At 57.5% G+C, this 24,111-nt stretch carries 22 protein-coding genes; 18 read left to right on the top strand and 4 right to left on the bottom strand.

Annotation, left to right across the window (positions count from 1 at the left end):
* Positions 1–176: 176 nt before the first annotated feature.
* Positions 177–1,667 (top strand): DUF1846 domain-containing protein, encoded by a 1,491-nt coding sequence (locus tag J3353_RS10515; RefSeq protein WP_098922210.1) that lies wholly within the window; start codon positions 177–179, stop codon positions 1,665–1,667.
* A gap of 89 nt (positions 1,668–1,756) precedes the next feature.
* Here the strand turns inward: J3353_RS10515 and J3353_RS10510 are convergent, their stop codons facing one another.
* Positions 1,757–2,260: a CYTH domain-containing protein gene (locus tag J3353_RS10510; protein ID WP_098922209.1), complete on the bottom strand. Its 504-nt coding sequence runs from the start codon at positions 2,258–2,260 to the stop codon at positions 1,757–1,759.
* 261 nt (positions 2,261–2,521) lie between these two features.
* Here J3353_RS10510 and J3353_RS10505 point away from each other — a divergent pair, with 261 nt between their 5' ends.
* From J3353_RS10505 to J3353_RS10485, 5 genes are all read left to right on the top strand, one after another.
* Positions 2,522–3,751 (top strand): class I SAM-dependent rRNA methyltransferase, encoded by a 1,230-nt coding sequence (locus tag J3353_RS10505; RefSeq protein ID WP_207684816.1) that lies wholly within the window; start codon positions 2,522–2,524, stop codon positions 3,749–3,751.
* A gap of 250 nt (positions 3,752–4,001) precedes the next feature.
* Entirely contained in the window at positions 4,002–6,089 is a 2,088-nt protein-coding gene (locus J3353_RS10500) for a glutamine synthetase III (protein ID WP_117504228.1), read from the top strand.
* A 202-nt stretch (positions 6,090–6,291) separates the two neighbouring features.
* Positions 6,292–7,611, top strand: coding sequence for a glutamine synthetase family protein (locus tag J3353_RS10495; protein ID WP_207684815.1), 1,320 nt, complete (start codon positions 6,292–6,294; stop codon positions 7,609–7,611).
* 75 nt (positions 7,612–7,686) lie between these two features.
* Complete coding sequence (locus J3353_RS10490; RefSeq protein WP_097771242.1) at positions 7,687–8,256, top strand: ANTAR domain-containing response regulator; 570 nt, start codon at positions 7,687–7,689, stop codon at positions 8,254–8,256.
* Positions 8,257–8,354: 98 nt separating this feature from the next.
* Positions 8,355–9,986 (top strand): CTP synthase, encoded by a 1,632-nt coding sequence (locus tag J3353_RS10485; RefSeq protein WP_097771883.1) that lies wholly within the window; start codon positions 8,355–8,357, stop codon positions 9,984–9,986.
* Positions 9,987–10,101: 115 nt separating this feature from the next.
* On the opposite strand, the gene J3353_RS10480 is transcribed toward J3353_RS10485, so the two are convergent.
* Together J3353_RS10480 and J3353_RS10475 are read right to left on the bottom strand one after the other, a co-directional pair.
* On the bottom strand, positions 10,102–10,860 hold the full coding sequence (locus tag J3353_RS10480; protein WP_207684814.1) for an RICIN domain-containing protein: 759 nt from the start codon (positions 10,858–10,860) through the stop codon (positions 10,102–10,104).
* A gap of 261 nt (positions 10,861–11,121) precedes the next feature.
* Positions 11,122–12,318, bottom strand: a complete 1,197-nt coding sequence (locus J3353_RS10475) for a cation:proton antiporter (protein ID WP_154277697.1) — start codon at positions 12,316–12,318, stop codon at positions 11,122–11,124.
* 326 nt (positions 12,319–12,644) lie between these two features.
* Here J3353_RS10475 and rpsF point away from each other — a divergent pair, with 326 nt between their 5' ends.
* From rpsF to J3353_RS10425, 10 genes are all read left to right on the top strand, one after another.
* Positions 12,645–12,929, top strand: coding sequence for a 30S ribosomal protein S6 (gene rpsF / locus J3353_RS10470; protein WP_005933510.1), 285 nt, complete (start codon positions 12,645–12,647; stop codon positions 12,927–12,929).
* A gap of 30 nt (positions 12,930–12,959) precedes the next feature.
* A complete protein-coding gene (locus J3353_RS10465) occupies positions 12,960–13,439 on the top strand; it encodes a single-stranded DNA-binding protein (protein WP_005933513.1) in 480 nt (159 codons plus the stop codon).
* 46 nt (positions 13,440–13,485) lie between these two features.
* Positions 13,486–13,743: a 30S ribosomal protein S18 gene (gene rpsR / locus J3353_RS10460; RefSeq protein WP_050762800.1), complete on the top strand. Its 258-nt coding sequence runs from the start codon at positions 13,486–13,488 to the stop codon at positions 13,741–13,743.
* Between the two features lie 474 nt (positions 13,744–14,217).
* On the top strand, positions 14,218–15,234 hold the full coding sequence (locus tag J3353_RS10455; RefSeq protein WP_097771880.1) for a LacI family DNA-binding transcriptional regulator: 1,017 nt from the start codon (positions 14,218–14,220) through the stop codon (positions 15,232–15,234).
* Between the two features lie 60 nt (positions 15,235–15,294).
* Complete coding sequence (locus tag J3353_RS10450) at positions 15,295–16,635, top strand: ABC transporter substrate-binding protein (protein WP_207684813.1); 1,341 nt, start codon at positions 15,295–15,297, stop codon at positions 16,633–16,635.
* 96 nt (positions 16,636–16,731) lie between these two features.
* Positions 16,732–17,583, top strand: coding sequence for a carbohydrate ABC transporter permease (locus J3353_RS10445; protein ID WP_005933523.1), 852 nt, complete (start codon positions 16,732–16,734; stop codon positions 17,581–17,583).
* On the top strand, positions 17,583–18,425 hold the full coding sequence (locus tag J3353_RS10440) for a carbohydrate ABC transporter permease (RefSeq protein ID WP_156072151.1): 843 nt from the start codon (positions 17,583–17,585) through the stop codon (positions 18,423–18,425). Before J3353_RS10445 ends, J3353_RS10440 begins: the two co-directional genes overlap by 1 nt.
* A gap of 13 nt (positions 18,426–18,438) precedes the next feature.
* Positions 18,439–19,917, top strand: coding sequence for a 4-alpha-glucanotransferase (gene malQ / locus J3353_RS10435; RefSeq protein WP_207684812.1), 1,479 nt, complete (start codon positions 18,439–18,441; stop codon positions 19,915–19,917).
* A gap of 318 nt (positions 19,918–20,235) precedes the next feature.
* The gene (locus tag J3353_RS10430) at positions 20,236–20,682 is read left to right on the top strand and encodes a hypothetical protein (RefSeq protein WP_005933531.1); all 447 of its coding nucleotides are present in this window, start codon (positions 20,236–20,238) and stop codon (positions 20,680–20,682) included.
* Between the two features lie 24 nt (positions 20,683–20,706).
* On the top strand, positions 20,707–21,036 hold the full coding sequence (locus tag J3353_RS10425) for a hypothetical protein (protein ID WP_097771250.1): 330 nt from the start codon (positions 20,707–20,709) through the stop codon (positions 21,034–21,036).
* Positions 21,037–21,124: 88 nt separating this feature from the next.
* Here J3353_RS10425 and J3353_RS10420 read toward each other — a convergent pair whose 3' ends face one another.
* Complete coding sequence (locus tag J3353_RS10420; protein ID WP_156060993.1) at positions 21,125–22,417, bottom strand: galactokinase family protein; 1,293 nt, start codon at positions 22,415–22,417, stop codon at positions 21,125–21,127.
* 224 nt (positions 22,418–22,641) lie between these two features.
* Between J3353_RS10420 and J3353_RS10415 the strand changes: the two genes are divergently transcribed.
* On the top strand, positions 22,642–23,505 hold the full coding sequence (locus J3353_RS10415; RefSeq protein WP_035394341.1) for an AraC family transcriptional regulator: 864 nt from the start codon (positions 22,642–22,644) through the stop codon (positions 23,503–23,505).
* 28 nt (positions 23,506–23,533) lie between these two features.
* A partial coding sequence (locus tag J3353_RS10410; RefSeq protein WP_207684811.1) for a class I SAM-dependent RNA methyltransferase occupies positions 23,534–24,111 on the top strand: 578 nt, incomplete at its 3' end.

The following is a 24,111-nucleotide window of genomic DNA, read 5'->3' as shown; positions in this document are numbered from 1 at the left end:
TTTCCGGCAAAAGCTCTCTGCTGGAAAGAGCGGGACTTTTGTTGATTTTTTATTGCACCCGCTCCTCTGATATGATATACTGTTTTTGTATTGTGTAATTCCCCGGGCACACTTCCGCTGTGGAACCCGCTGCCCGGGCAGGATATGGGAACCGAAATCAGGAAGAGGAGCAATGAATGAAAAAAGGATTTGACAACGACAAATACCTGCAGATGCAGTCGGAGCACATCCGGGAGCGGATCGCGCAGTTCGACAACAAGCTGTATCTGGAATTCGGCGGCAAGCTGTTCGATGACTACCACGCCTCCCGCGTGCTGCCCGGCTTCCAGCCCGATTCCAAGCTGCAGATGCTGCTGCAGCTGAAGGATCAGGCCGAGGTCGTTATCGTCATCAACGCTGAGGACATCGTCAGCAGCAAGGTGCGCGGTGACTATGGCATTACCTATGATCTGGACGTTCTGCGTCTCATCGACGCATTCCAGGAGCGCGGCCTGTTTGTGGGCAGCGTATGCGTGACCATGTACACCGCTGCCCCCGAGGTGGAAGCCTTTGAGAAGCGGCTGAACAGCCTGGGCATCCGCACCTTCCGGCACTATAAGATCCCCGGCTACCCCAACGACGTTGCCCGCATCGTGAGCGACGAGGGCTATGGCCGCAACGAGTACATCGAGACCCAGCGCCCGCTGGTGGTTATCACGGCTCCCGGCCCCGGCAGCGGCAAGATGGCCACCTGCCTGTCCCAGCTGTACCACGAATACAAGCGGGGCGTGAAAGCCGGTTATGCCAAGTTTGAGACCTTCCCCATCTGGAACATCCCCCTGAAGCACCCGGTCAACCTGGCTTACGAGGCTGCCACCGCCGACCTGAACGATGTGAACATGATCGACCCGTTCCATCTGGAGGCCTATGGCAAGACCGCGGTCAACTACAACCGCGACATTGAGATCTTCCCCGTGGTCAACGCCATGTTTGAGCTGATCGCAGGCAAGAGCCCCTACCACTCCCCCACCGACATGGGCGTGAATATGGCCGGCAACTGCATCGTGGATGATGCGGCCTGCTGCGAGGCTTCCCGCAACGAGATCGTCCGCCGCTACTTCAAGGCCCTGTGCGACCTCAAGAACGGCGCACAGATCCAGAGTGAGGTCTACAAGCTGGAGCTGCTGATGAATCAGGCCGGACTGACCCTGGGCAGCCGCCCGGTGGAGCAGGCCGCCCATGCAGTCTCTGAAAAGACCGGCGGTGCCCCCGCCGCTGCCATCGAGCTGCCGGACGGCACCGTTGTCACCGGCAAGACCGGCCCCCTGCTGGGTGCCGCTTCCTCCGCTCTGCTCAACGCGCTGAAAAAGCTGGCCGGCATCGACCAGGAGCTTGACCTCGTTTCTGCTGCCGCCATCGAGCCCATCCAGACCCTCAAGACCAACTATCTGGGCAGCAAGAACCCCCGTCTGCACACCGACGAGATCCTGATTGCCCTGTCCAGCTCGGCCGCGCAGAATCCCACTGCTGCAGCCGCCCTCAAGCAGCTCTCCCACCTGAAGGGCTGCGATATGCACTCCACCGTCATCCTGTCCAGCGTGGATATGGATACCGTGAAGAAGCTGGGCATGTATCTGACCTGCGAGCCCACCTATGAGGAAGCAGACCGGATGTACCACAAGAAGTAAAAAATAATGACCCTCTCTGTCATTGCTTTGCACTGCCGTCTTTCCCCAAGGGCTAGGCGACCGTATCTGCGCGACGGAGAGGGTCATTTTTATTTCCGGGTCTGTTCCCAGTAGGCTCCCATGCTCTGGCCGGGCTGGTCTGTGACATCATCGTTCAGATAGTCTGCAAGACCAAAGGCTTCCGGCTTCCAGCTGCGGGCAGCATCCACGGTGGGGTATTCCACCTCAGCGTACCAGAACGCAGTGGGCTGGCCCTCATCCACGTGGTTCACCTCCAGCACAAGGCCATCGGGCAATGCGTAGCTTCTGCGGATCTTCCCGATCAGGGGCTTGCCGATGATCTTTGTTTCCAGTTCATCAAACAGTTTCTTGTCGATGGGGCGCTCGATCTCCTCCCGTGCAAGCCCGCTTCCGGACTTGAAGCAGAGGATATAGGCCGTCTCGCCGCCCTTGAGCGCCTCCTCCCGGATGCGCACGGTGGGCCGCACGCTGATATATCCCTGCCGCATGGCAAACTCTTCCTTGAGCGGCAGAGCCGGGAAGTTTTCGCCCTCCGGCCAGCCGTTCACCATCCATTTGCGTTCGATCTCCATGACGTTTTCCTCGTTTCTGTGTTTTTGTATTTATTCTAGCACGTTTTTATGCTAGAATAAATATCAGTATGAAATTTTAGCATCCTCACCCTCTCAGTCAATGCCTGACGGCATTGCCAGCTCCCCCAAAGGGGGAGCCAAGAGCCGCTCTGTATTCAAGCTTGATGAGACTAAATCGAAAATCGCCAAAGGCTCTCCCTTTGGGAGAGCTGGCGAGCGGAGCGAGACTGAGAGGGCGAGCCAGTTATAACAGGAGCAACTATGAAATCTTCTCGCAATTACCCCGTTTACACCGTCAACAAACACGCCGAGGGCCTGCTGGTGGGCGGCCACCCCTGGGTGTACGAAAACGACATCCTGGGTTCCCCGGAATCAGAGCCTGAAAACGGCACGCTGGTCGATGTGGTCAGCACAAAGGGTGCCTATCTTGGCACCGGTTTTCTCTCGCTGAAAAGCAAGATCCGGGTGCGGCTCATCTCCCGCAACGCCAACGACACCTTTGATGCCGCTTTCTGGAAGCGCCGGGTCGAATACGCCTGGGCCTACCGCAAGACCGTGCTGGAGCCCGCCGACCTGACCGCCTGCCGTGTCATCTTTGGCGAGGCTGACCAGTTCCCGGGCCTGACTGTGGACCGGTTCAACAATATCCTTGTCACCCAGACCCTGAGCGTGGGCATGGAAAAGCTCAAGCCCATCCTCTTCCCCCTTCTGGCAGAAGTCCTGCGCGCTGACGGCCAGACCATTGAGGGCATCTACGAGCGCAACGACGAGGCTCTGCGGGCCAAGGAGGGCCTGGCACAGAGCAAGGGCTGGTTTGGCCTGCCCGGCGAGACGCACCCCGACAGCACCCAGACCGAGATCTGCGAGAACGGCGTGTTCTACCACGTTGATTTTGAGAATGGCCAGAAGACCGGCTTTTTCCTCGACCAGAAATACAACCGCCGGGCTGTGGCCCGCATTGCTGCCGGTCACACTGTGCTGGACTGCTTTACCCACACCGGCAGCTTTGCGCTGAACGCCGCCAAGGGCGGGGCTGCCCGGGTCACCGCCGCTGACATCAGCGCCGAGGCCATTGCCATGGCCCAGCGGAACGCCCAGCGCAACAACCTGACCAACATGGATTTTCTCTGCGAGGACACCTTTGAGCTGCTGCCCCGGCTGGAAAAGGAGGGCCACCCCTACGACTTTATCATCCTTGACCCGCCGGCCTTTACCAAGGCCCGCCGCACGGTGGAGAACGCCATGCGCGGCTATAAGGAGATCAACTACCGCGCCATGAAGCTGCTGCCCCGGGGCGGCTATCTGGCCACGGCCAGCTGCTCTCACTTTGCCACCGAGGAGCTGTTCATCAAGATGCTGCACGCCGCCGCAAAGGATGCCCACCGGCAGCTGCGGCAGATCGAGGTGAAGCAGCAGGCCCCGGATCACCCCATCCTGTGGGGCGTGCCCGAGACCAATTACCTGAAGTTCTTCCTGTTCCAGGTGATCTAAAAGTAATACCAAATACGATATCTCCCAAAAAAACGAGAACGTGTTTGTGCAGAATCGTTAGTTTTGTCAATTGCGTTTTTGACCCGCAGCGACTATAATCAAAACATAAACAGCAACGGCGCTGTGGGTCACCTCCTGACTCGCAGCGCCGTTTTTGTTAAAAAGCTTTTCGCTGTTTCCGGGCCGCAGTTCGGCGGCGGGAGACAGTTTCGGAAGGGACAGACATAAGATCAAGTAAGGAGTAGGATTTATGGCAGCAAATGTTATGGAAATCTACGGCAGCAAGGTCTTTAACGAGCATGTAATGAAGGAGCGCCTGCCGAGCGCTACTTACAAGAGCCTGGAGCGCACCCTGCACAAGGGCGCACCTCTGGATATCGAGGTGGCAAACGTTGTGGCCAGCGTGATGAAGCGCTGGGCCATGGAGCTGGGCGCCACCCACTACACCCACTGGTTCCAGCCGCTGACCGGCATCACCAGTGAGAAGCACGACGGCTTTGTGAGCCCCGTGGGCGACGGCACCGCCATCATGGAGTTCTCCGGCAAGGAGCTGGTGCGCGGCGAGCCTGACGCTTCCTCCTTCCCCTCCGGCGGCCTGCGTGCCACCTGCGAGGCCCGCGGCTACACCGCATGGGACCCCACCAGCTACGCTTTCGTGAAGGATGACGTACTGTGCATCCCCACCGCATTCGTCAGCTACACCGGCGAGGCACTGGACAAAAAGACCCCCCTGCTGCGCTCCATGAACGCACTGTCCGGTCAGGCCATCCGCATCCTGAAGCTGTTTGGCAAGGATGTTGATTACGTCTCCACCACCGTCGGCCCCGAGCAGGAGTACTTCCTTGTCAAGAAGGAGGATTACGAGGCACGCCAGGATCTGATCCTCACCGGCCGTACCCTGTTCGGTGCTCCCTCTGCCAAGGGTCAGGAGCTGGAGGAGCATTACTTCGGTGTCATCCGTCCCGAGGTCTCCGAATTTATGAAGGAGCTGGACGAGGAGCTGTGGAAGCTGGGCGTTCCTGCCAAGACCAAGCACAACGAAGTGGCTCCCTGCCAGCATGAGCTGGCCCCCATCTTCGACACCACCAATGTTGCCATTGACCACAACCTGCTGACCATGGAGATGATGAAGAAGATTGCTCCCAAGTACGGTCTGGTCTGCCTGCAGCACGAGAAGCCCTTTGAGGGTGTGAACGGCAGCGGCAAGCACAACAACTGGTCGCTGTCCACCACCGAGGAGAATCTGCTGGATCCGGGCGATACGCCCATGGAGAACCTGCAGTTCCTGGTATTCCTTGCCGCCGTCATCAAGGCTGTGGACGAGTACGCTGATCTGCTGCGCACCTCCGTTGCCACCCCGGGCAACGATCACCGTCTGGGTGCCAACGAGGCTCCCCCGGCCATCATCTCGATCTTTGTGGGCGAGGAGCTGGAAGCTGTTATCGATGCCATTGCATCCGATTCTCCTTATGCCGGCCCCGTGAAGATGAAGATGGATCTGGGCGTGGACGTGCTGCCTAAGTTCAGCAAGGACACCACCGACCGCAACCGCACCTCTCCCTTTGCCTTTACCGGCAACAAGTTCGAGTTCCGTATGCCCGGCTCTGCTCAGAACCTGAGCGACTGCGACACCATCCTGAACACCGCTGTTGCCAAGGAGCTGAAGGGCTACGCCGACGAGCTGGAGAGCGCTGAGGACTTTACCAGCGCCGCCATCGCTCTGGTCAAGCGCACCATCCGTGACCACCGCCGTGTCATCTTCAACGGCAACGGCTACACCGCCGAGTGGGAAGAGGAAGCAGCACGCCGCGGCCTGCCCAACAAGAAGAATACTCCCGCCGCTCTGCCCGCACTGATCGATCCGAAGAACATCCAGCTGATGGAGGATTTCGGTGTTCTGACCAAGGTAGAGATGCACAGCCGTTACGAGGTCGAGATGGAGCACTACTCCAAGATCATCAACATCGAGGCTCTGACCATGCTGGAGATGGCCCGCAAGCAGCTGCTGCCCGCCATCAACGCCTACATGAGCGAGGTTGCCAACACCGCCGCATCCAAGCTGGCCGTCAGCGAGGCCATCAGCGTGCGCAGCGAGACCAAGACCCTCACCCGCCTGTCCACCGATGCCGATGCCATGAGCGATGCCATTGATGCCCTGCAGGCTGCCGTGGATACCGCTGAGGCCATGACCGATGAGAGTGCCAAGGCTGTCTCCTTCCACGATGACGTTCTGCCCAAGATGGATGCTCTGCGCGCCGCTGCTGACGATGCCGAGACCATCTGCGGTGAGGACTACTGGCCTCTGCCCAGCTACAGCAAGATGCTCTACTACGTCTGATCTTTCTGACATAGCTTGATAAGCATCGCTGGGTTGTTGGATTTTTAAGCCATTCCCCTTTTCCTATTTCTTACACCAGCCTAAAGACCTGCTTTGCGCATACGAAGCAGGCCTTTAGGCGTTTTTTAAGGACGCAAGCTGATTTTTCCAGTTTTGCACTGATGTGCCATTCGCCGCGCCCTGCGGCTCGGAGGGAACCACTATGAGCTATAATACCCAACAGGACATCCTTGATTTTGTGGAGGACAACAACGTCAAATTCGTCCGCTTTGCCTTCTGCGATATCTTTGGCACCCAGAAAAACATCGCCGTGCTTGCCAGCGACCTGCCTAAGGCCATGGAGGATGGTGTCTGCTTTGACGGCAGCTCCATTGCCGGTTTTATGAAGGTGGAGGAGAGCGATCTTGTGCTCCGGCCCGATCTTTCCACCGTGACCATCCTGCCCTGGCGGCCCACCGAGGGCCGGGTGATGCAGTTCTTCTGTGACGTGGAAAAACCGGACGGCGCGGCCTTTGGCGGCAACTGCCGCGGCTTCCTGCGCCAGATGAGCCGCAGCTTCCGCAAACTGGGGCTGACCTGCAACGTGGGAGCTGAGTGCGAGTTCTACCTGTTTGAGAATGACGACCGGGGCCGCCCCACCCGCATTCCCATCGACTTTGGCGGCTACTTTGATGTAGCCCCGCTGGATGCAGGTGAGAACCTGCGCCGGGACATCTGCCTGACCATGGAGCAGATGGGCATGAGCCCCCAGCACAGCCATCACGAGAGCGGCCACGGTCAGAACGAGATCGACTGCCACTACGCCGGCCCCCTGAAAACAGCCGACCATGTGATGATGTTCAAGCAGATCGTGCGGGCTGTTGCCATGCGCAACGGCATCCACGCCAGCTTCCTGCCCAAGCCCCTGCCGGATCAGGCAGGCAGCGGCCTGCACATCAACCTTTCGCTCTGCATGGACGGCCGCAATCTGTTTGAGGGCGACATTGCCCCGGACAGCATTGCAGGCAGTTTTATGGCAGGTGTTCTGGCCCACAGCCGGGAGCTGACCGTGTTCACCAATCCCCTGCCCAACAGCTACCAGCGCTTTGGCTGTGACGAGGCCCCCCGCTATGTGAGCTGGAGCCGCCAGAACCGCAGTCAGCTGGTGCGCATCCCACAGGTCAAGGGCAACAACTGCCGCATGGAACTGCGCAGCCCTGACCCTGCCTGCAACCCCTATCTGGCCGTGGGTCTGGTGCTGGCCGCCGGTCTGGATGGCATCGAGCACCGGATGGTGCTGCAGGCCCCCATCAACAAGAACCTGTTCGATCCCACCGAGGCCGCAGGTCTTGGGCTGGAAAGACTGCCTTCCACGCTGGAGGAGGCCGTGCAGGCCGCGCAGGAGAGCGAATTTCTGCACCGCGTGCTGTCGGAAGAGCTTTCGCATCGGTACTATGAGGAAGAACTGAAGCGCTGTGCCGCCCTGAAAGCTGCCGCCGACCCGGCAGAGTACGAGCGGGTGCACTACTTCAACGCCATTTGAACCGCTTTTGAGGGAAAGTACGAAGGGGCAATGATTCGGCCCCTTGCCTGGATGTAAGAGAAAGGAGCGATTCAAATGGGACGTGCTCTGATCGTGAGCGCCGGAGCAAGCTCCAACGAGTACATTTCCGCGCGGCTGGCAGAGCTGGGATACACCCGGCCTACGATCATCCCCAGTGGTGCCGAGGCCCGGCGCAGGATGCTGGAATCTGATTTTGAGTTGATCGTGGTCAACGCGCCTTTGCCGGACGAGTTCGGCCACGAGCTGTGTTCCTCTGCCGTAGAAAAAACAGACGCAGGCGTGGTGCTGCTGGCCAAGGCAGCCGCCGCCGAGCAGCTGCTGGCCCCCATGAGTGAGCAGGGGGTGCTGCTGCTGAGCAAGCCGTTCTCCAACACGCTGTTCCTGCAGGCCATCCATCTGGCCGCGGCCAGCAACCACCGCCTGCAGCTGCTCCGGCAGGAAAACGCGCGGATGCAGGAAAAGATCGCACAGGTACGGCTGGTCAGCCATGCAAAATGCTGTCTGGTGGAGCGGGAGCAGATGAGCGAGGATGCCGCCCACCGCTACATTGAAAAGCGCGCCATGGACACCCGGCGCAGCCGTGCAGAAATTGCACAGGAAATCCTTGATTCTTACGAGGATTAGGATTATAATCTGGTGTTGTATGTTTTGTTCCGGATGCGGTCGCATCCGTACTGGGAAAGAATGATCTCTGAAAGATAAATTAGAGGAGGACTGAACAAATGGCAAAATTCATCTTTGTGACCGGCGGTGTTGTCTCCGGTCTGGGCAAGGGCATCACGGCGGCTTCTCTGGGCCGCCTGCTCAAGTGCCGCGGACTGAAGGTCGCCAGCCAGAAGCTGGACCCTTATGTGAACGTGGACCCGGGTACCATGAGCCCCCTGCAGCACGGTGAGGTGTTCGTGACCGATGACGGCACTGAGACCGACCTTGATCTGGGTCACTATGAGCGCTTCATCGACGAAAATCTGAACAAGTACTCCAACCTGACCACCGGCAAGGTGTACTGGAACGTGCTGAACAAGGAGCGCCAGGGCGCTTATCTGGGTCAGACCGTCCAGATCATCCCCCACATCACCAACGAGATCAAGAATTACATCTACAACATGGCATCCTCTACCGATGCCGATGTGGTCATTACCGAGATCGGCGGCACCACCGGCGATATTGAGAGCCAGCCCTTCCTGGAGGCCATCCGTCAGGTGGGCCTGGAGCAGGGCCGCGACAACTGCTGCTACATCCATGTTGTACTGGTGCCCTATATTTCCGGCTCCGACGAGTACAAGTCCAAGCCGGCCCAGCACTCCGTCAAGGAGCTGCAGGGCATGGGCGTGAACCCCGATATCATCATCCTGCGTGCTGACGGCAGCGTGGGCGGCGATATCCGCCGCAAGATCAGCACCTTCTGTAATGTCAAGCCTGAGTGCGTCATCGAGAACCTGACCATGCCCAGCCTGTACCAGTGCCCGCTGATGCTCCACACCAATGGTCTGGATGATGTGGTGGTGGAAAAACTCAAACTGGACGTGCCCCCCGCCGACCTGACTGAGTGGAAGGGTGTGGTCTCCCGCATTGCCACCCGCAGCAAGACCTGCACCATTGCGCTGGTGGGCAAGTACGTCAAGCTGCACGACGCTTATCTTTCCGTGATGGAGAGCCTGTACCACGCCGGTTTTGAGAACGACAGTCAGGTAGACATCAAGTGGGTGGAGAGTGAGGACCTGATCGATCAGGATGCCTGCAAAGAAGTGTTTGCTGACGTGGACGGCATCATCGTGCCCGGCGGCTTTGGTGACCGCGGCATCGAGGGCATGATCCAGGCTGCACAGTATGCCCGTGAGAACCAGATCCCCTACTTTGGCATCTGCCTGGGAATGCAGATCATGGTGATGGAGTTCGCACGCGGCGTGCTGGGCTATGCCGATGCCAATTCCAGCGAGTTCACCCCCGATGGTGCCCACAATGTCATTGCCCTGATGGCCGACCAGCAGGGCAACATCCCCAAGGGCGGCACCATGCGTCTGGGCAAGTATCCCTGCACCGTCAAGCCCGGCACCAAGATGGCCGAGTGCTACGGCGAGGCTGAGATCTGGGAGCGTCACCGCCACCGCTACGAGTTCAACAACGAGTTCCGTCAGGAGATGGAGGATGCCGGACTGGTCATTTCCGGCACCAGCCCTGATGGCCGTCTGGTGGAGACCGTGGAGCTGCCCGGCCGTGACTTCCATCTGGGTGCACAGTTCCACCCTGAGTTCAAGAGCCGCCCCAACCGCGCTCATCCCCTGTTTAAGGGCTTTATCGCCGCCGCACTCAAATTCCGCATCCATGCACAGCGCGGCATGATGCACGTCTGACCTTCTCAGGCGTTTCGTTCCAGTTTTCCTCGTAGGCGAGGCCTGTAAAATCGCAACAAAAAAGCAGCTGCACTCCGTGCTTTTACGGAATGCAGCTGTTTTTTGCTTGTATTACTTACTTTTTAGCGGCAGCGGCCTTTTTGCGGGCGGCGCGGCTGGTCTTTTTGGCGGCGGGCTTCTTTGCGGGAGCCTTGGCAGCGGGAGCAGCGGCCTTGACAGGCTCTGCCTTCACCTCTTCGGCCTTAACAGGCTCAGCGGGCTTTTCCTCAGCCTTTGCAGGCTCCTCCACGGGCTTTTCCTCCACAACGGGCTCTTTCTTGACCTCCGGCTTTGCCTCCTCTGCAGGAGCGCTCTCGACCACAGGTGCAGCCTCTACAACGGGCTCCTCTGCCTTCTTGGCAGGGGCACGCTTTGCACGATCCTTCACCTCGGAAATGGTCCACAGCTGGTCATCGCCTGCGGCCTCCTGCCAGATCTGCAGGATGGCACCATCGTTGGCACCCATGCCCACGGTATCGATGCACTTGCCGCTGGCCCAGGAAGAGCGCAGACGGACGGTGCCGGCGGGGGTGGGCTCCACGGTCCACATCTGAGAGGTGCCGCCCACATCCTCCCACAGGTGCAGCCAGGTGCCATTGGCGGTGCCGGTCATCATCAGGTCGATCAGCTTGCCGGATGCGCGGTTGCGGATGCGGTACACACCGTCACCCTCGCGCACAAAGGCCCACTCCTGCTCGGGCTTGTGCTCGTACTTGCCCAGGCGGATATCGCCGCCATTGGTGGCCTTCTCCACGGCCTGAATGACACTGCCGCCCTTGGCAGCGATGGTATAGAAGCGATCTGCCTCGATCACGGTCTGCGCTACAGTTTTCATGTAAATCCCTCCAAGTTTGTTTCTTTTGAGCCAATCATTTTCGTTTTACAGGTAAATTATACCACCTGCTGTGATTTTTTACAAGGATTCCGTCATTTCTTTAGCACTATTCACAAAAGGCCCCCGCTTTTCGGCCTGTTTTGCACCGTTTGCGAAAACTTTTCGCCCCGTTTCGCCCCATAAAGCAGCAGCACCCCGCCATTTCTGGTGAGGTGCTGCTGTCGTTTTGGAAAAAATCAGAAGGATTCTGGCAGAGCTCCCTTACTGCTTTGCCTGACTGGGATGCGGCTGCACGGGCATTTTAGTGAACAGCGCTTTCAAGACCAGCGGAGTGGCCACACTGGACACGACGATGAGCAGGATGACGGCGGTGAAGTAGACGGAATCCACCACGCCGATGTCCAGACCCTTCTGGGCCACGATCAGGGCCACCTCGCCGCGGGTCATCATGCCAACACCCACCTTGAGGGAATCACCCCAGCTGAACCTGCAAATCTTGGCCGCCAGCCCGCAGCCGATGATCTTGGTGATCAGGGCCACCACCACGAAACACACGCTGAACAGCAGGATCTCCGGGGTCAGGCCGCTGATATCTGTCTTCAGGCCGATGCTGGCGAAGAAGATGGGAGCAAACAGCACATAGTTGCTGATGTCCACCCGGCGCTCCACATAGGGGGCATCCTCCAAAGTGCACAGGACGATGCCCGCGATGTAGGCACCTGTGATATCTGCAATGCCGAAGTAGGCCTCGGCAATGTAAGCCATGGCAAAGCAGAACGCCATACTGACGATGGTGATGCGCTGGGTGTGGGGGTTGCGCTTGTCCAGCCACTTCATGGCGAAATGGGCAATGAGGCCCACGCCGATGGCGGTGGCGAAGAACAGCACGGTGTTCATCAGCACCTTACCCAGCCCTGTGCCGGTGCCGGAGCTGGCTCCCAGCACACAGGTCAGCACCACGATGCCGATGACATCATCGATGACGGCGGCACTGACGATGGTGGTGCCAAGGAAGCTCTTCAGGTGGCCCAGCTCCTGCAAGGTAGCCACGGTGATGGACACGCTGGTGGCGGTCATAATGGTACCGATGAAGAGGGCGCGGTAGAACTCCTGGCTGCCCAGCGCTGAGAAGCCGTAGAATAAACTATAAAGGAGCGTGCCCCCTGCCAGCGGCACCGCCACGCCCACACAGGCAATCAGGGTGGCGATGGGACCTGCCTTGATCAACTCCTTCAGGTTGGTGCCAAGGCCCGTGGAGAACATCAGCAGCACCACGCCGATCTCTGCGAAGATCGAGATGGTATCGCTGATATGCACAAGGTTCAGCAGGCAGGGCCCAATGATCAGGCCCGCGATGATCTCGCCCACCACCTGCGGCGCTTTGAACTTGCGGGCCACCAGCCCGAAGAACTTGGCACTGAGGATGATGATAGCAAGGTTCCGAAAAACAGAATACATAAATTTACCTTCCTCCGTTTTATCTCATTTAACAGGGCTGTCGGCCGCGCCCGACCCCTTATTCTTTTATTATATCGCCGCTCCGAACCAAAATCAAAATACTTTTCAATCTTTCTCGTTAAAAAAACAGACAAAGTTCACCAAAGCTTCAGTACAAATTTTTGTGCGGATTTTTGGTCCGCAGGGCTTGACAAAACAGCAGGGACTTGCTATAATAAATTGCTGTCTGAACAGACACGCCGCACACGGCAGGCGATGCCGCATGTCGTGTGTACCCTTGGCCTCATAACCTTGAGGCCCTTAAGTCCAAAAGGAGGTGCTACAAAATGGCAAAGTACGAAACCATGCTGATTACCAGCGCCGCTCTCGACGAGGAGGCTACCGCCGCTCTGGTTGGTAAGTTCAAGACCCTGATCGAGAACAACGGTACGATCGATTCCATCGACGAGTGGGGCAAGCGCCGTCTGGCCTACCCCATCAACGACGAGGAGGAAGGCGTTTACACTGTGATCAACTTCACCAGCGAGCCCAGCTTCCCCGCTGAGCTGGACCGTGTGTACAAGATCACTGAAGGTGTTATGCGCAGCCTGATCGTTGCCCACGAGGAGTAATCTTTTCGTGACAGAAAGGGAGACCGTAAAATGTTGAATGTTGTTGCTATCATGGGCCGTCTTGTGGCGGATCCTGAACTCCGCACCACGCCCCAGGGCACCAATGTGTGCAGCTTCCGCATTGCCTGCGACCGCAATTTTGTGCGTCAGGGTGAGCAGCGTCAGGCTGACTTCATTGATATCGTTGCCTGGCGTTCTCAGGCCGAGTTTGTTTCTAAGTATTTCCAGAAAGGCAGTCTGATCGCCATCGAAGGCTCTCTTCAGACCCGCCAGTATCAGGATAAGAACGGCAACAATCGCACGGCTGTGGAAGTCGTAGCCAACAACATCAGCTTTGCAGGCCCCAAGAGCAGCAATCAGGGCGGTGGAGCAAATTATCAGAATTCTGCTCCCGCCTACCAGAACGCAGCCCCTGCCCGTCCGGCTGCTGTGGAGGCAGCTCCCAGCTATTCCGCCGGCAGTGCAGATGATTTTGCTGTCATTGATGACAGTGATGACCTGCCGTTCTGATTCCGTAACGGTCTGACCGTTCAATTCTTATAGGAGGTAATAAGCAATGGCTTTTGAAAGAACCGAAGGCTCTCGCCCCGCACGCCCCATGCGTCGCGGCCGCAAGAAGGTTTGCAGCTTCTGTGTCGATCGCATCGACACCATCGATTACAAGGACGTGCCCCGTCTGCGTAAGTACGTCTCTGAGCGTGCTAAGATCATTCCCCGCCGTGTGACCGGCACCTGCGCTTATCATCAGCGCGCACTGACCACCGCCATCAAGCGTGCTCGTCACGTTGCTCTGATGCCCTACGTCAGCGACTAATCAGAACTTTATCAACCCATTCAAAATAATCAGCAATCAGCAAAGCGCTTTCACCGATGACAAGGTGAAAGCGCTTTTTTGTTGTGTCTTTCGTTTGTGCAGTGCTCCCGGCACTCAATAGTCTGCCTGTTTTTTTTTTTTTTTGCCGCATTCTGGGAACATCTTATGGAACCGTTCCCGCAATTTCCGGGCAGATCACCCTCGTCCATAAAATTGCATCACCCGGTCAAAAAGTTACAAACCGGTACGGTTTTTCCGGCATTTCCTGAAATGTTACCGGGAATTTCCGGAATCAACCGGTGTTTTGATGTGTTGGCAAATCAAACTGCACAACGCCAAACCGATTCTTTGTACACATTTCACGAAATCGCTCCAACATGATTGATTTTTTGAACAAAATGTGCCATACTATAGCCACTGGAAACGTTCCCGACACCGTTCCCGAAAATCCAACCGAAAGCGAGGGCACGCGATATGACGATCAAGGACATTGCCCGCATCAGCGGCTGTTCTGTCAGCACCATTTCGCGCGTCATCAATGATCGGCCGGATGTCCGACCCGAGACCAAGGAGCATGTGCTCAAGGTCATGCGGGAGGCAGGCTTTACCCCTAACACCAACGCGCGGCAGTTGAAGATCCAGCAATCCCGCAGCTTGGTGTTCGTGGTCAAGGGGACCCGGAACATCTTCTTCTCCGACTTCCTCGTTCAGTTGCAGCGGGCCGCTACCCTGTATGGGTACAACGGCATCGTCTCCTACCTGGACGAGAACGCCAACGAGATCGATGCTGCCGAGAAGATCCTGCGGGAGATCAAGCCCAAGGGCATGATCTTTCTGGGCGGCAGTGTTACGAACTTCCAGAACGGCTTTGCAAACATCTCCGTTCCCTCCGTGCTGGCCACGCTGGTCTCCAATGAATTGGACTTCCCCAATCTCTCGATGGTGGGTGTGGATGACCGGGCCGCAGCAAAAGCGGCAGTCTCCCATCTCATCGCACAGGGTCACCGCAAGATCGCGGTGCTGGGCGGCCCGGCCACCAGCTTTCCCAGCCGGATGCGCCGTTTGGGTGCGCAGGATGCCATGGAGGACGCAGGGCTTGTCTTTGACGATAAACTCTATGGCCTGTGCAACTACGATTTCGAGTCCGCCTACCACGCCATGAACAGTCTGCTGGCCCGCCGGGCCGAGTTCACTGCCCTGTTTGCCATGAGCGATGTAATCGCCTTTGGTGCCATCCGGGCGCTGGTAAGTGCAGGTATGCGGGTGCCGGAGGATGTCTCAGTGATCGGTTTTGATGGCATCACGATGTCCCGCTACTGCGTGCCGGTGATGACCACCATCGTCCAGCCCAGTGAACAGATCGCACTGCAGAGCATCGAGCTGCTGGTGCGGCAGATCGAACACGGAGCCCCGGCCCAGACCGTCACGCTCCAGCCGGAATTGCAGCAGGGCGAAAGCGTTTGCCCCTGCCGCCGGAACGATTCAGTCTAACTTCCGTCCTCATGCTGTGGACGGTGGCAGATATTAACCAAAAGAAGAAGGAGTACTACTATGAAAAAGATGATCTCTCGTCGTAATTTCCTGAAAGTGGCCGGTGCATCCGCCGCTGCTCTGGGTCTGGCTGCCTGTGGCGGTTCTTCCAGCTCCACCGCTTCCTCCACTGCCAGCTCTGCTGCCGGTTCTTCGACCGCTGCAAAGGCTGACGGCAAGGTCTACTACCTGAACTTCAAGCCCGAGCAGGATCAGGATTGGCAGGACTTGGCTGCTGAGTACACCAAGGAGACCGGCGTGCCTGTGACCGTTGTCACCGCCGCTTCCGGTCAGTATGAGACCACTCTGATGAGCGAGATGGAAAAGAGCGAGGCTCCCACCCTGTTCCAGGTCAACGGCCCTGTGGGTCTGGCCAACTGGAAGGATTACTGCTACGACCTGTCCGGCAGCAAGCTGTATGGCGAGCTGACCAGCGACTCCTTCGCCCTGAAGGACGGCGACGCTGTCACCAGCATTGCATACGTCATTGAGACCTACGGCATCATCTACAACAAGGAGCTGCTGAGCGCCGCTGGTTACACCCAGGACGACATCAAGGGCTTTGCCGATCTGAAGAAGGTCGCTGACGATATCCAGGCACGCAAGGCCGAGCTGGGCGTGGACGGTGCTTTCACCTCTGCCGGTATGGATGGTTCTTCTGACTGGCGCTTCAAGACCCATCTGGCAAACCTGCCCATCTACTACGAGTACAAGGCAGACGGCATCAGCTCCACCGACGCCATCAAGGGCACCTACCTCGACAACTACAAGCAGATCTGGGATCTGTACATCACCGATTCCACCTGCGATCCTACCCTGCTGGCTTCCAAGACCGGCAACGACGCTGTGGCCGAGTTCGTGGGCAAGAAGGCTGTCTTCTATCAGAACGGCACCTGGGCTTACAATGACGTGAAGGATCTGGGCGACGACAACCTGGGTATGCTGCCCATCTACATCGGCGTGGATGGCGAGGAGAATCAGGGTCTGTGCACCGGTTCCGAGAACTTCTGGTGCGTGAACAACGCTTCTTCTGATGCCGACATTCAGGCTACTCTGGACTTCCTGTACTGGTGCGTCACCTCTGAGGCCGGCACCAGCGCGATGGCTGACAAGATGGGCTTTGTCATCCCCTTCAAGAAGGCTAAGGACTCCACCAACCCCCTGATCGCCATTGCAAACGACTACGTTGCAGCTGGCAAGACCAGTGTTGACTGGTGCTTCTCCACCATGCCTTCCGAGGAGTGGAAGAACGGCGTTGGTTCCGCTCTGACCGCTTACGCAGCAGGCACCGGCGACTGGAACGGCGTTGTGACCGCTTTCGTCGATGGCTGGGCTAAGGAGTACAAGCTGGCAAACGGCTAAGCATTCTCGGTTTTCTCTTTCCCCTTTTATTTGTGTAAACCGTAATGGGAGGCGGGCGAGCTGTTCGCCCGCCTCCTTTTGTTTTGGAGGTATATCATGCAAAAGGCCATCAGCAAATATTGGCCGGTGTTCGTGCTTCCTACGCTGATCGCGTTCATCATCGGCTTTATCTGGCCCTTTATCTGGGGCATCTTCCTTTCCTTCCAGCGCTTCACCACCGTGAGCAAGACCACCTTTGTGGGCATCCAGAACTACATCTCGGTGTTCCAGGATTCCACGTTCCTGCATGCGTTCGGCTTTACGGCAGCGTTTACCGTGATCTCCACTGTGCTTATCAATGTCTGTGCCTTTGCCATTGCAATCGTGCTGACCCGCGGCATCAAGGGTACCAACATTTTCCGTACCGTTTACTTCATGCCCAACCTGATCGGCGGCATCCTGCTGGGCTACATCTGGCAGATCCTGCTCAACGGCGTGCTGGCAAACCTGCAAAAGCCCCTGCTGGCACTGGATGCCAAGGCCGGTTTCGTCGGTCTGGTCATTCTGATGTGCTGGCAGCAGATCGGCTACATGATGATCATCTACGTTGCCGGTCTGCAGAGCGTGCCCGGCGACCTGATCGAAGCAGCCAAGATCGACGGTGCTTCTGACCGCGAGATCCTGTTCAAGATCAAGCTGCCCATGGTCATGCCCAGCATCACCATCTGCACCTTCCTGACCCTGACCAACAGCTTCAAGCTGTTCGACCAGAACGTTGCCCTGACCGCAGGCGAACCTGCCAACGCCAGTGAAATGCTGGCCCTGAACATCTACAACACCTTCTATGGCCGCTCCGGTGCTCAGTGGAAGGGCATCGGCCAGGCAAAGGCTGTGGTATTCTTCCTGATCGTTGTGGTCATCTCTCTGGCGCAGCTCCACTTCACCCGTTCTAAGGAGGTCCAGCAGTAATGATTAAACAGAAAAAGTTGTGGGATAACATTCTCACCGTCATCATGGCCCTGCTTTGCCTGCTGTGGATCTACCCCATTGTCCTGATCCTGCTGAACAGCCTGAAAAAAGAGGGTACCTTTACCACCTCTACCGTGTTCCAGCTGCCCACCAGTGAGACCTTTGCTGGCCTTTCCAACTACGTCTACGGCGTGATCAAAATGGGCTTCCTTTCCAGTCTGGGCTACAGCCTCGTCATTACCGTTTCCAGTGTGGCCCTCATCCTGCTGTGCTGCTCCATGACAGGCTGGTACCTGACCCGCGTGAACAACAAGCTCAGCAAGTTTATGAACCTGCTCATCGTGTTCTCGATGGTTGTCCCCTTCCAGATGGTCATGTTCACCCTCTCCAAGACCGCAGATACCCTCAACCTGAACACTCCCTGGAACATCTGCATCATCTACCTGGGCTTTGGTGCCGGTCTGGCCGTGTTCATGTTCACCGGCTTTATGAAGAGCGTTCCCATGGAGATTGAGGAAGCGGCCATGATCGACGGCTGCAACCCCATCCAGATCTTCTTCAAGGTCGTGTTCCCCATCCTGAAACCCACCATGATCTCCACCGCCATTCTGGAGACCATGTGGGTCTGGAACGACTACCTGCTGCCCACTCTGGTGCTGGATATCAAGAAGTACCGCACCATCCCCATGGCGATCCAGTACTTCCGCGGCGGCTATGGCCGTGTGGAACTGGCTCCCATGATGGCCTGCATCATCATCGCCATCATCCCCATCATCATCCTGTACATGACCTGCCAGAAATACATCATTGAGGGTGTTGTTGCAGGCGCTGTCAAGGGTTAAGGAGGAGTTCACCATGCGAGCATGCGGCATTCTGATGCCCGTTTTTAGTCTGCCGGGGCCCTTTGGCATCGGCACGCTGGGGAAAGAAGCCTTTGCGTTCGTGGATTTTCTGGCCCGTGCAAAGCAGACCTATTGGCAGATCCTGCCCATTGGCCCCACTGGCTACGGTGACAGCCCCTACCAGAGCTTTTCCGCCTTTGCTGGGAACCCCTATTTTATCGATTTCCGTGTCCTGCACGAGCAGGGCTATCTGACCGCTGATGAGATTCCCGCTGAGGTTCCGGTTGGACCGGTGGACTACGGCGTGCTCTACCAGCAGCGCCCGGTGGTGCTGCAAAAGGCCGCCGATCGTCTGCTGGCTGCAGCCAGCGCAGAGTACAAAGACTTCTGCACGGCACAGAGCTTCTGGCTGGACGATTACGCCCTGTTCATGGCCGTCAAGGCCGAACAGGGACAGGCAGGCCTGTGTGACTGGCCGGATGACCTGCGCACCCGCCAGCCCGCTGCCGTAGCCGCTGCCAGGGAGCGTCTGGCCGGGCAGGTGGATTATTTCAAGGCGGTGCAGTTCTTCTTCTACACCCAGTGGAACGCCCTGAAAGCCTATGCCAACGGCAAGGGCATTCAGCTGGTGGGCGATATCCCCATCTACGTCAGCCCGGATTCCAGCGATCTGTGGACGCGGCCGGAGCTCTTCCAGACCGACGGCCAGACCCACCTGACGCAGGTGGCAGGCTGCCCCCCGGATGCCTTTGCGGCAGACGGTCAGCTCTGGGGCAATCCACTCTACAACTGGACTCGTCACAAGGCCGAGGATTTTGCCTGGTGGAAGCGCCGGATGCAGCACGCTACTTCCATTTATGATGTCGTGCGCATCGACCACTTCCGTGGTTTTGAGAGCTACTACGCCATCCCTGCCGGAAACAAGACGGCGGCAGGCGGCCACTGGGAAAAGGGGCCGGATCGCGCCTTCATCGATGCCATCCACGAGACTTTGGGCCAGGGCGGCATCATTGCGGAGGATCTGGGATACCTGACCCCTGAGGTCAAGACCATGCTGGCTGCCAGCGGCTATCCGGGCATGAAGATCATGCAGTTTGCCTTTGACAGCCGGGAACCGGGCAACTATCTTCCCTACACCTACCCTCACAACAGCGTGGTCTACACCGGCACCCATGACAATGTGACCACCGAGGGTTGGCGGCAGTCTGCCAGCCCCGAGGATGTCCACTATGCCTGCCGTTACCTGCGCTGCCTGCCCGAGGATCTGACAGAGGCCATGATCTGCGCCTGCCTTGCCAGTGTTTCGGATATGGCTGTCATCCCCATGGCCGACTGGCTGCATCTGGGCGCGGAGGCCCGCATCAACACCCCCAGCACCCAGGGAGCCAACTGGCAGTGGCGGCTGGATACCCCGCTTACCAGTCTGCTGGCCGAGCATATTGCCGATCTGACAGCACTGTATGACCGGATCCCGGCTGCGGCAGACCGCTAAAACGTTCCTTCTTCTTTTCTCCCCATACAAAGACGGCAGGCCCTGGCCCCTCCTTTCCGGAGGAGCTGGTGCCCGCCGTCTCTTTTTGCATTATTTTCAATTTTCACACAACATTTTTTCGCCGCATCCCGCATAGGACGTTCCACATATTTCCGCGCAGAACCGTTTCTTTTTTACAAAACGGCCACAGTATCTTCACAATTCTTTCGCATTTTGGGTTTCATCGCTCTCTTGTTGTTTTTGGGCAATTATGCTATAATCCAATTAGCTTCATATCCGCCTTTGCGCGGATTTTACGAACGAAAGGAGTTTTCCACCATGGAATTTACCTATCAGAGCACGATGCAGCTGCCCGCATCCTATGCGGTTCTCTCCGAAGATGAAATGGTCTACACCGTTGGCGGCGCTTTTGAGCTGAATATCAACGCGCAGGATGTCCTGAATTTCACCGTCAATGTCGGTGTCAACCTGGTACGTATGCTGGGTCAGGCTGCCATCAGCAACACCATTGCCGGTATCATTGACATGCGGAACGATGGTCTGACCACGATGGGTGCCATTGAGCATTATTGGGGCCGCCAGACTCCCGTGGGCAAGACCATGACTGTGGTTGCTGCCGGTTTTGCAGGCGTTTATGTCTACTACTGGGCTAGGTCTGCTATTGAGAGCTTCCTGTCCATTTACAATGACATGCGGAACATCTACAACGAGAGCGAAGCCAAAAATCAGGCACAGGCCGCAGGTACAGCAGCTCTGGCCGCCTGAGTAAATCTTTGAAAGGAGCCTTTTATGGAAAACTTGCGTATGCCTGCATCTTATGCAACGCTTCCGGAAGAAGAGCTGCCGGAGATCTTTGGCGGCGGAGAACTGGGAGATGCATTGGACAGCTTTACGGATAACCTCCACCTGGACGATTTCTTCTTTCAGGGGGGTATCCTCTCCATCTCCATCTCGTTTGTGCCTCTGCTCCTGTTCAACGTTGTTGTTTCCGGCTACCGGTTTGTAGAAAACATTTACAAGAACCTGTCCAACTGGTTCGGTTATCACGATGATACCTTCTCTGCCGTTTCTAGTTTCACGGATGAAATGCGCCAAAAACAGCAGCAGCGCGGTATCTGAGTCGTTTTCCCTGTAACATAAAAGAGCTTCACAATTCCGGCTTCTGCCGGAGTGTGAAGCTCTTTTTGTTTGGCCGTGTCCAGATGGTTCAAATGACCCGCAGGGCCCCCTGCTCCCGCAGACGGAGCAGATAGCAGCTGCCCGCACCGAACACCTTTTCTATCGCGTCGTGATATTTTGCAGTCAGCATACCGGGTACAAACGCCTGAATGGTCCCTGCAAAGCCGCCGCCCTGCATCCGCCAGGCTCCCCCCTGCCCCTCAAGCAGAGTCTGACTGAGGGCAAGCGCCACCGAGAGCCCCTGATGCCGTACGTCTGTGGAACAGTAAACGTTCTGGCACAGGGCAAAAGAGGCATGTCCACTTTCCAGAATGAGCTGCAGGAAATCGTTGAATTCCCCGCTGATCAGGGCATTCCGCTGGGCCAATGCGCGGGCATTCTCCTCAAAATAGTGGACCGTACGCAAAACAGCACGATCCCCGCAGGCTTTTCGCAGGCGTGGCAGAGCCGTCCAGAACTCCTGCTCCTTGACCTGCCCCAACACCTTACCGCCCAGACAAGCCGCCACCGATTCCATTTCATGCCGGATGGCCGCAAATTCACCGGTCAGCTCGCTGTGACTGCCCCGGGTATCGGTCACGCAAAGGGTCATGCCCACCGGGAGCAACCCTGCCGTGTGGATCTTTTCTATCCGGGGCTTCTTTGGGTCGGCAAAATCCGCAAAGATGACCCCGCCCACGGCGCTGGTCAGCTGATCCAACAGGCCGCTGGGTTTTCCGAAATATGTATTTTCCGCATACTGGCAGATCTTCGCCAGCTCCGGCGCTGTCAGCCTGCAGCCATATTCCCCGTTCAGGATGGCCGCCATTCCCATCTCAAAGGCCGCCGAGCTGGAAAGCCCGCTGCCCCGGAGCACGTCGCTGGCGGTATAGGCATCGAAGCCACCCACCGTCTTTCCCTGTGCCCGGAAACCTTCCGCAATGCCCCGGATCAAGCTGGCCGAATGGGTGCTCTCGCCCTGCTGGGGCTCGGCCTCGCTCAGGTCAATGACATCCAGCTTGTTGAAACCTCGGGATTTGACCCGGATAAAACCGTCGTCACTGGGGGATGCCACTGCGACCAGATCCAGCGTCACCGCTGCCGCAAGACCATACCCGTGCTGATGATCGGTGTGGTTGCCGCCCAGCTCCGCCCGGCCCGGAGCCGAGTAAACATGCACCTGCCGCCCGGGGCCATAGTAAAGCTCAAACTGTTCCAGCGCGGCGGCATACCGCTGCCGCTGGCGGGCCAGCACCGCCGGTTCTGTGCCATAGAGCGTGCAGAGCGCTTCGTCCCACTGCCCCGCAAGGATCTCCCGTCTGAGTTGTGTACTGGTCGCCATGGCCGCTCCTCCTCCACAAACGTTCTCCGCAAAGTCCGTGCATGAAGGGTCCATGCACTTGGGTTAGCCTTATTGTACTTCATTCCGCCCTCTTTTGCAATTTGAATCCGCAAAAAATCCAATTTCAGCGCGAAAAACAAAGTTTCGGATGTACTTTTGTTGAATTTGCGGATACAGTTATGATATACTGGAATCAAGAATGCGGTCAACTGGAGGAAACGATCATGGCAGATGTCTACAAGCAGTCCTTCAAGCAGAATTACACCAATAATATTGAATTATCCATCTTCAACTGTGGTCTGGAACGCTGTGCCCCGGGCCAGACCTGGGGCCCCGGTATCCGGGATCACTACCTGATTCATCTGGTGGTCTCGGGCAAGGGCACCTTTGAAGTGGGCGGCAAGACCTTTGAGGTCGTGCCGGGAGATCTGTTCTTTGCCCGGCCCAGTCAGCTTATCCGCTACTCTGCCGACGAGCAGCAGCCCTGGGAGTACAGCTGGGTCGGCTTCAACGGTGCCTGCGCCCATAAACTGGCGGCACAGCTTCCCTTTACCGATACTGCTCCTGTGCACCACACGCAGGACCCGGAGGGAATGCGGGCAGCTCTGACCAACATCTATTCTTCCCGTGGGTTAGAGCCTCAGGATGAGGCTGCCATGGTGGGGTACCTCTACCTGTTCATCTCTGCCCTGATGAAGGAGACCAGCGAGACGCGCCCCCACAACGCTTCCTCCTCCAATCAATATGTACTGAATGCCATCAAATACATCCAGTTCAACTATTCGCACGACATCTCCATTGATGATGTCGCTAAGAGCGTGGGCGTTTCCCGCAGTCATCTGTACCGGGTGTTTATGCTCAATGTGGGCAAGAGCCCCATCGATTATCTGACCGAATACCGCATCAACGAAGCCTGCAAGCTGCTGAGGGCCGGAAACCTTTCCATTGCAGAGGTCGCCATCTCGGTGGGCTTCTTTGACCAGTTCTATTTTTCCCGGGTCTTCAAGCGGGCCAAGGGGATGCCGCCCAGCAAATACATTGCCGCCCAGAGCGAAAATGCAGATGCCCCCGCTTCGGAAGAAGCCTGACCCAATCCCATTCCAAAGGAGAATTTCCATGCCCTTACAAAAAAATCAGGTGCTGACCCTGACCATTGAGCGCCTGTCCAACGATGGCAGCGGCGTTGCTCACAGCCCGGACGGTGAGGCTGTGTTCATACCCGGCACCGCCCCCGGTGACGTTGCCGCCATCCGCATCGTCAAAGATTGCGGCCGCTACGCTTTCGGTATTCTGGATGCCATTCAGACTCCCTCGCCTGACCGTATCCCGGTAGATTGTGCAGTGGCCGCCCCCTGCGGTGGCTGCAGCCTGCGGCATCTGGATTATGCCGCTGAACTGCGCGCTAAGGGCGAAAGCGTTACCGATGCTTTCCGCCGCATTGGCGGGCTGGATGTACCCGTGCTGCCGCCCCTCCCCTCCCCCGAGATCGACCGCTACCGCAATAAAGTTCAATTCCCGGTGGGCTGTGATAAGAATGGCAAGCCCTGCATCGGTTTCTACGCCGGGCGCACCCACCGCATTGTTCCCTGCCCCGACTGCAAGCTGCAGCCGGATGTGCTGAACGAGATCGGCAATACCCTCTGCGATTTCTTTGCCGCCCACAACATCCAGCCCTACGATGAGCAGACGGGCAA

This window comes from Faecalibacterium sp. Marseille-Q4137, from assembly GCF_017377535.1.
In the GTDB taxonomy this organism is placed as follows: domain Bacteria; phylum Bacillota; class Clostridia; order Oscillospirales; family Ruminococcaceae; genus Faecalibacterium; species Faecalibacterium duncaniae.
Note: the sequence above shows the minus strand (reverse complement) of the source record. Positions and strands in the feature narration are given on the sequence as shown.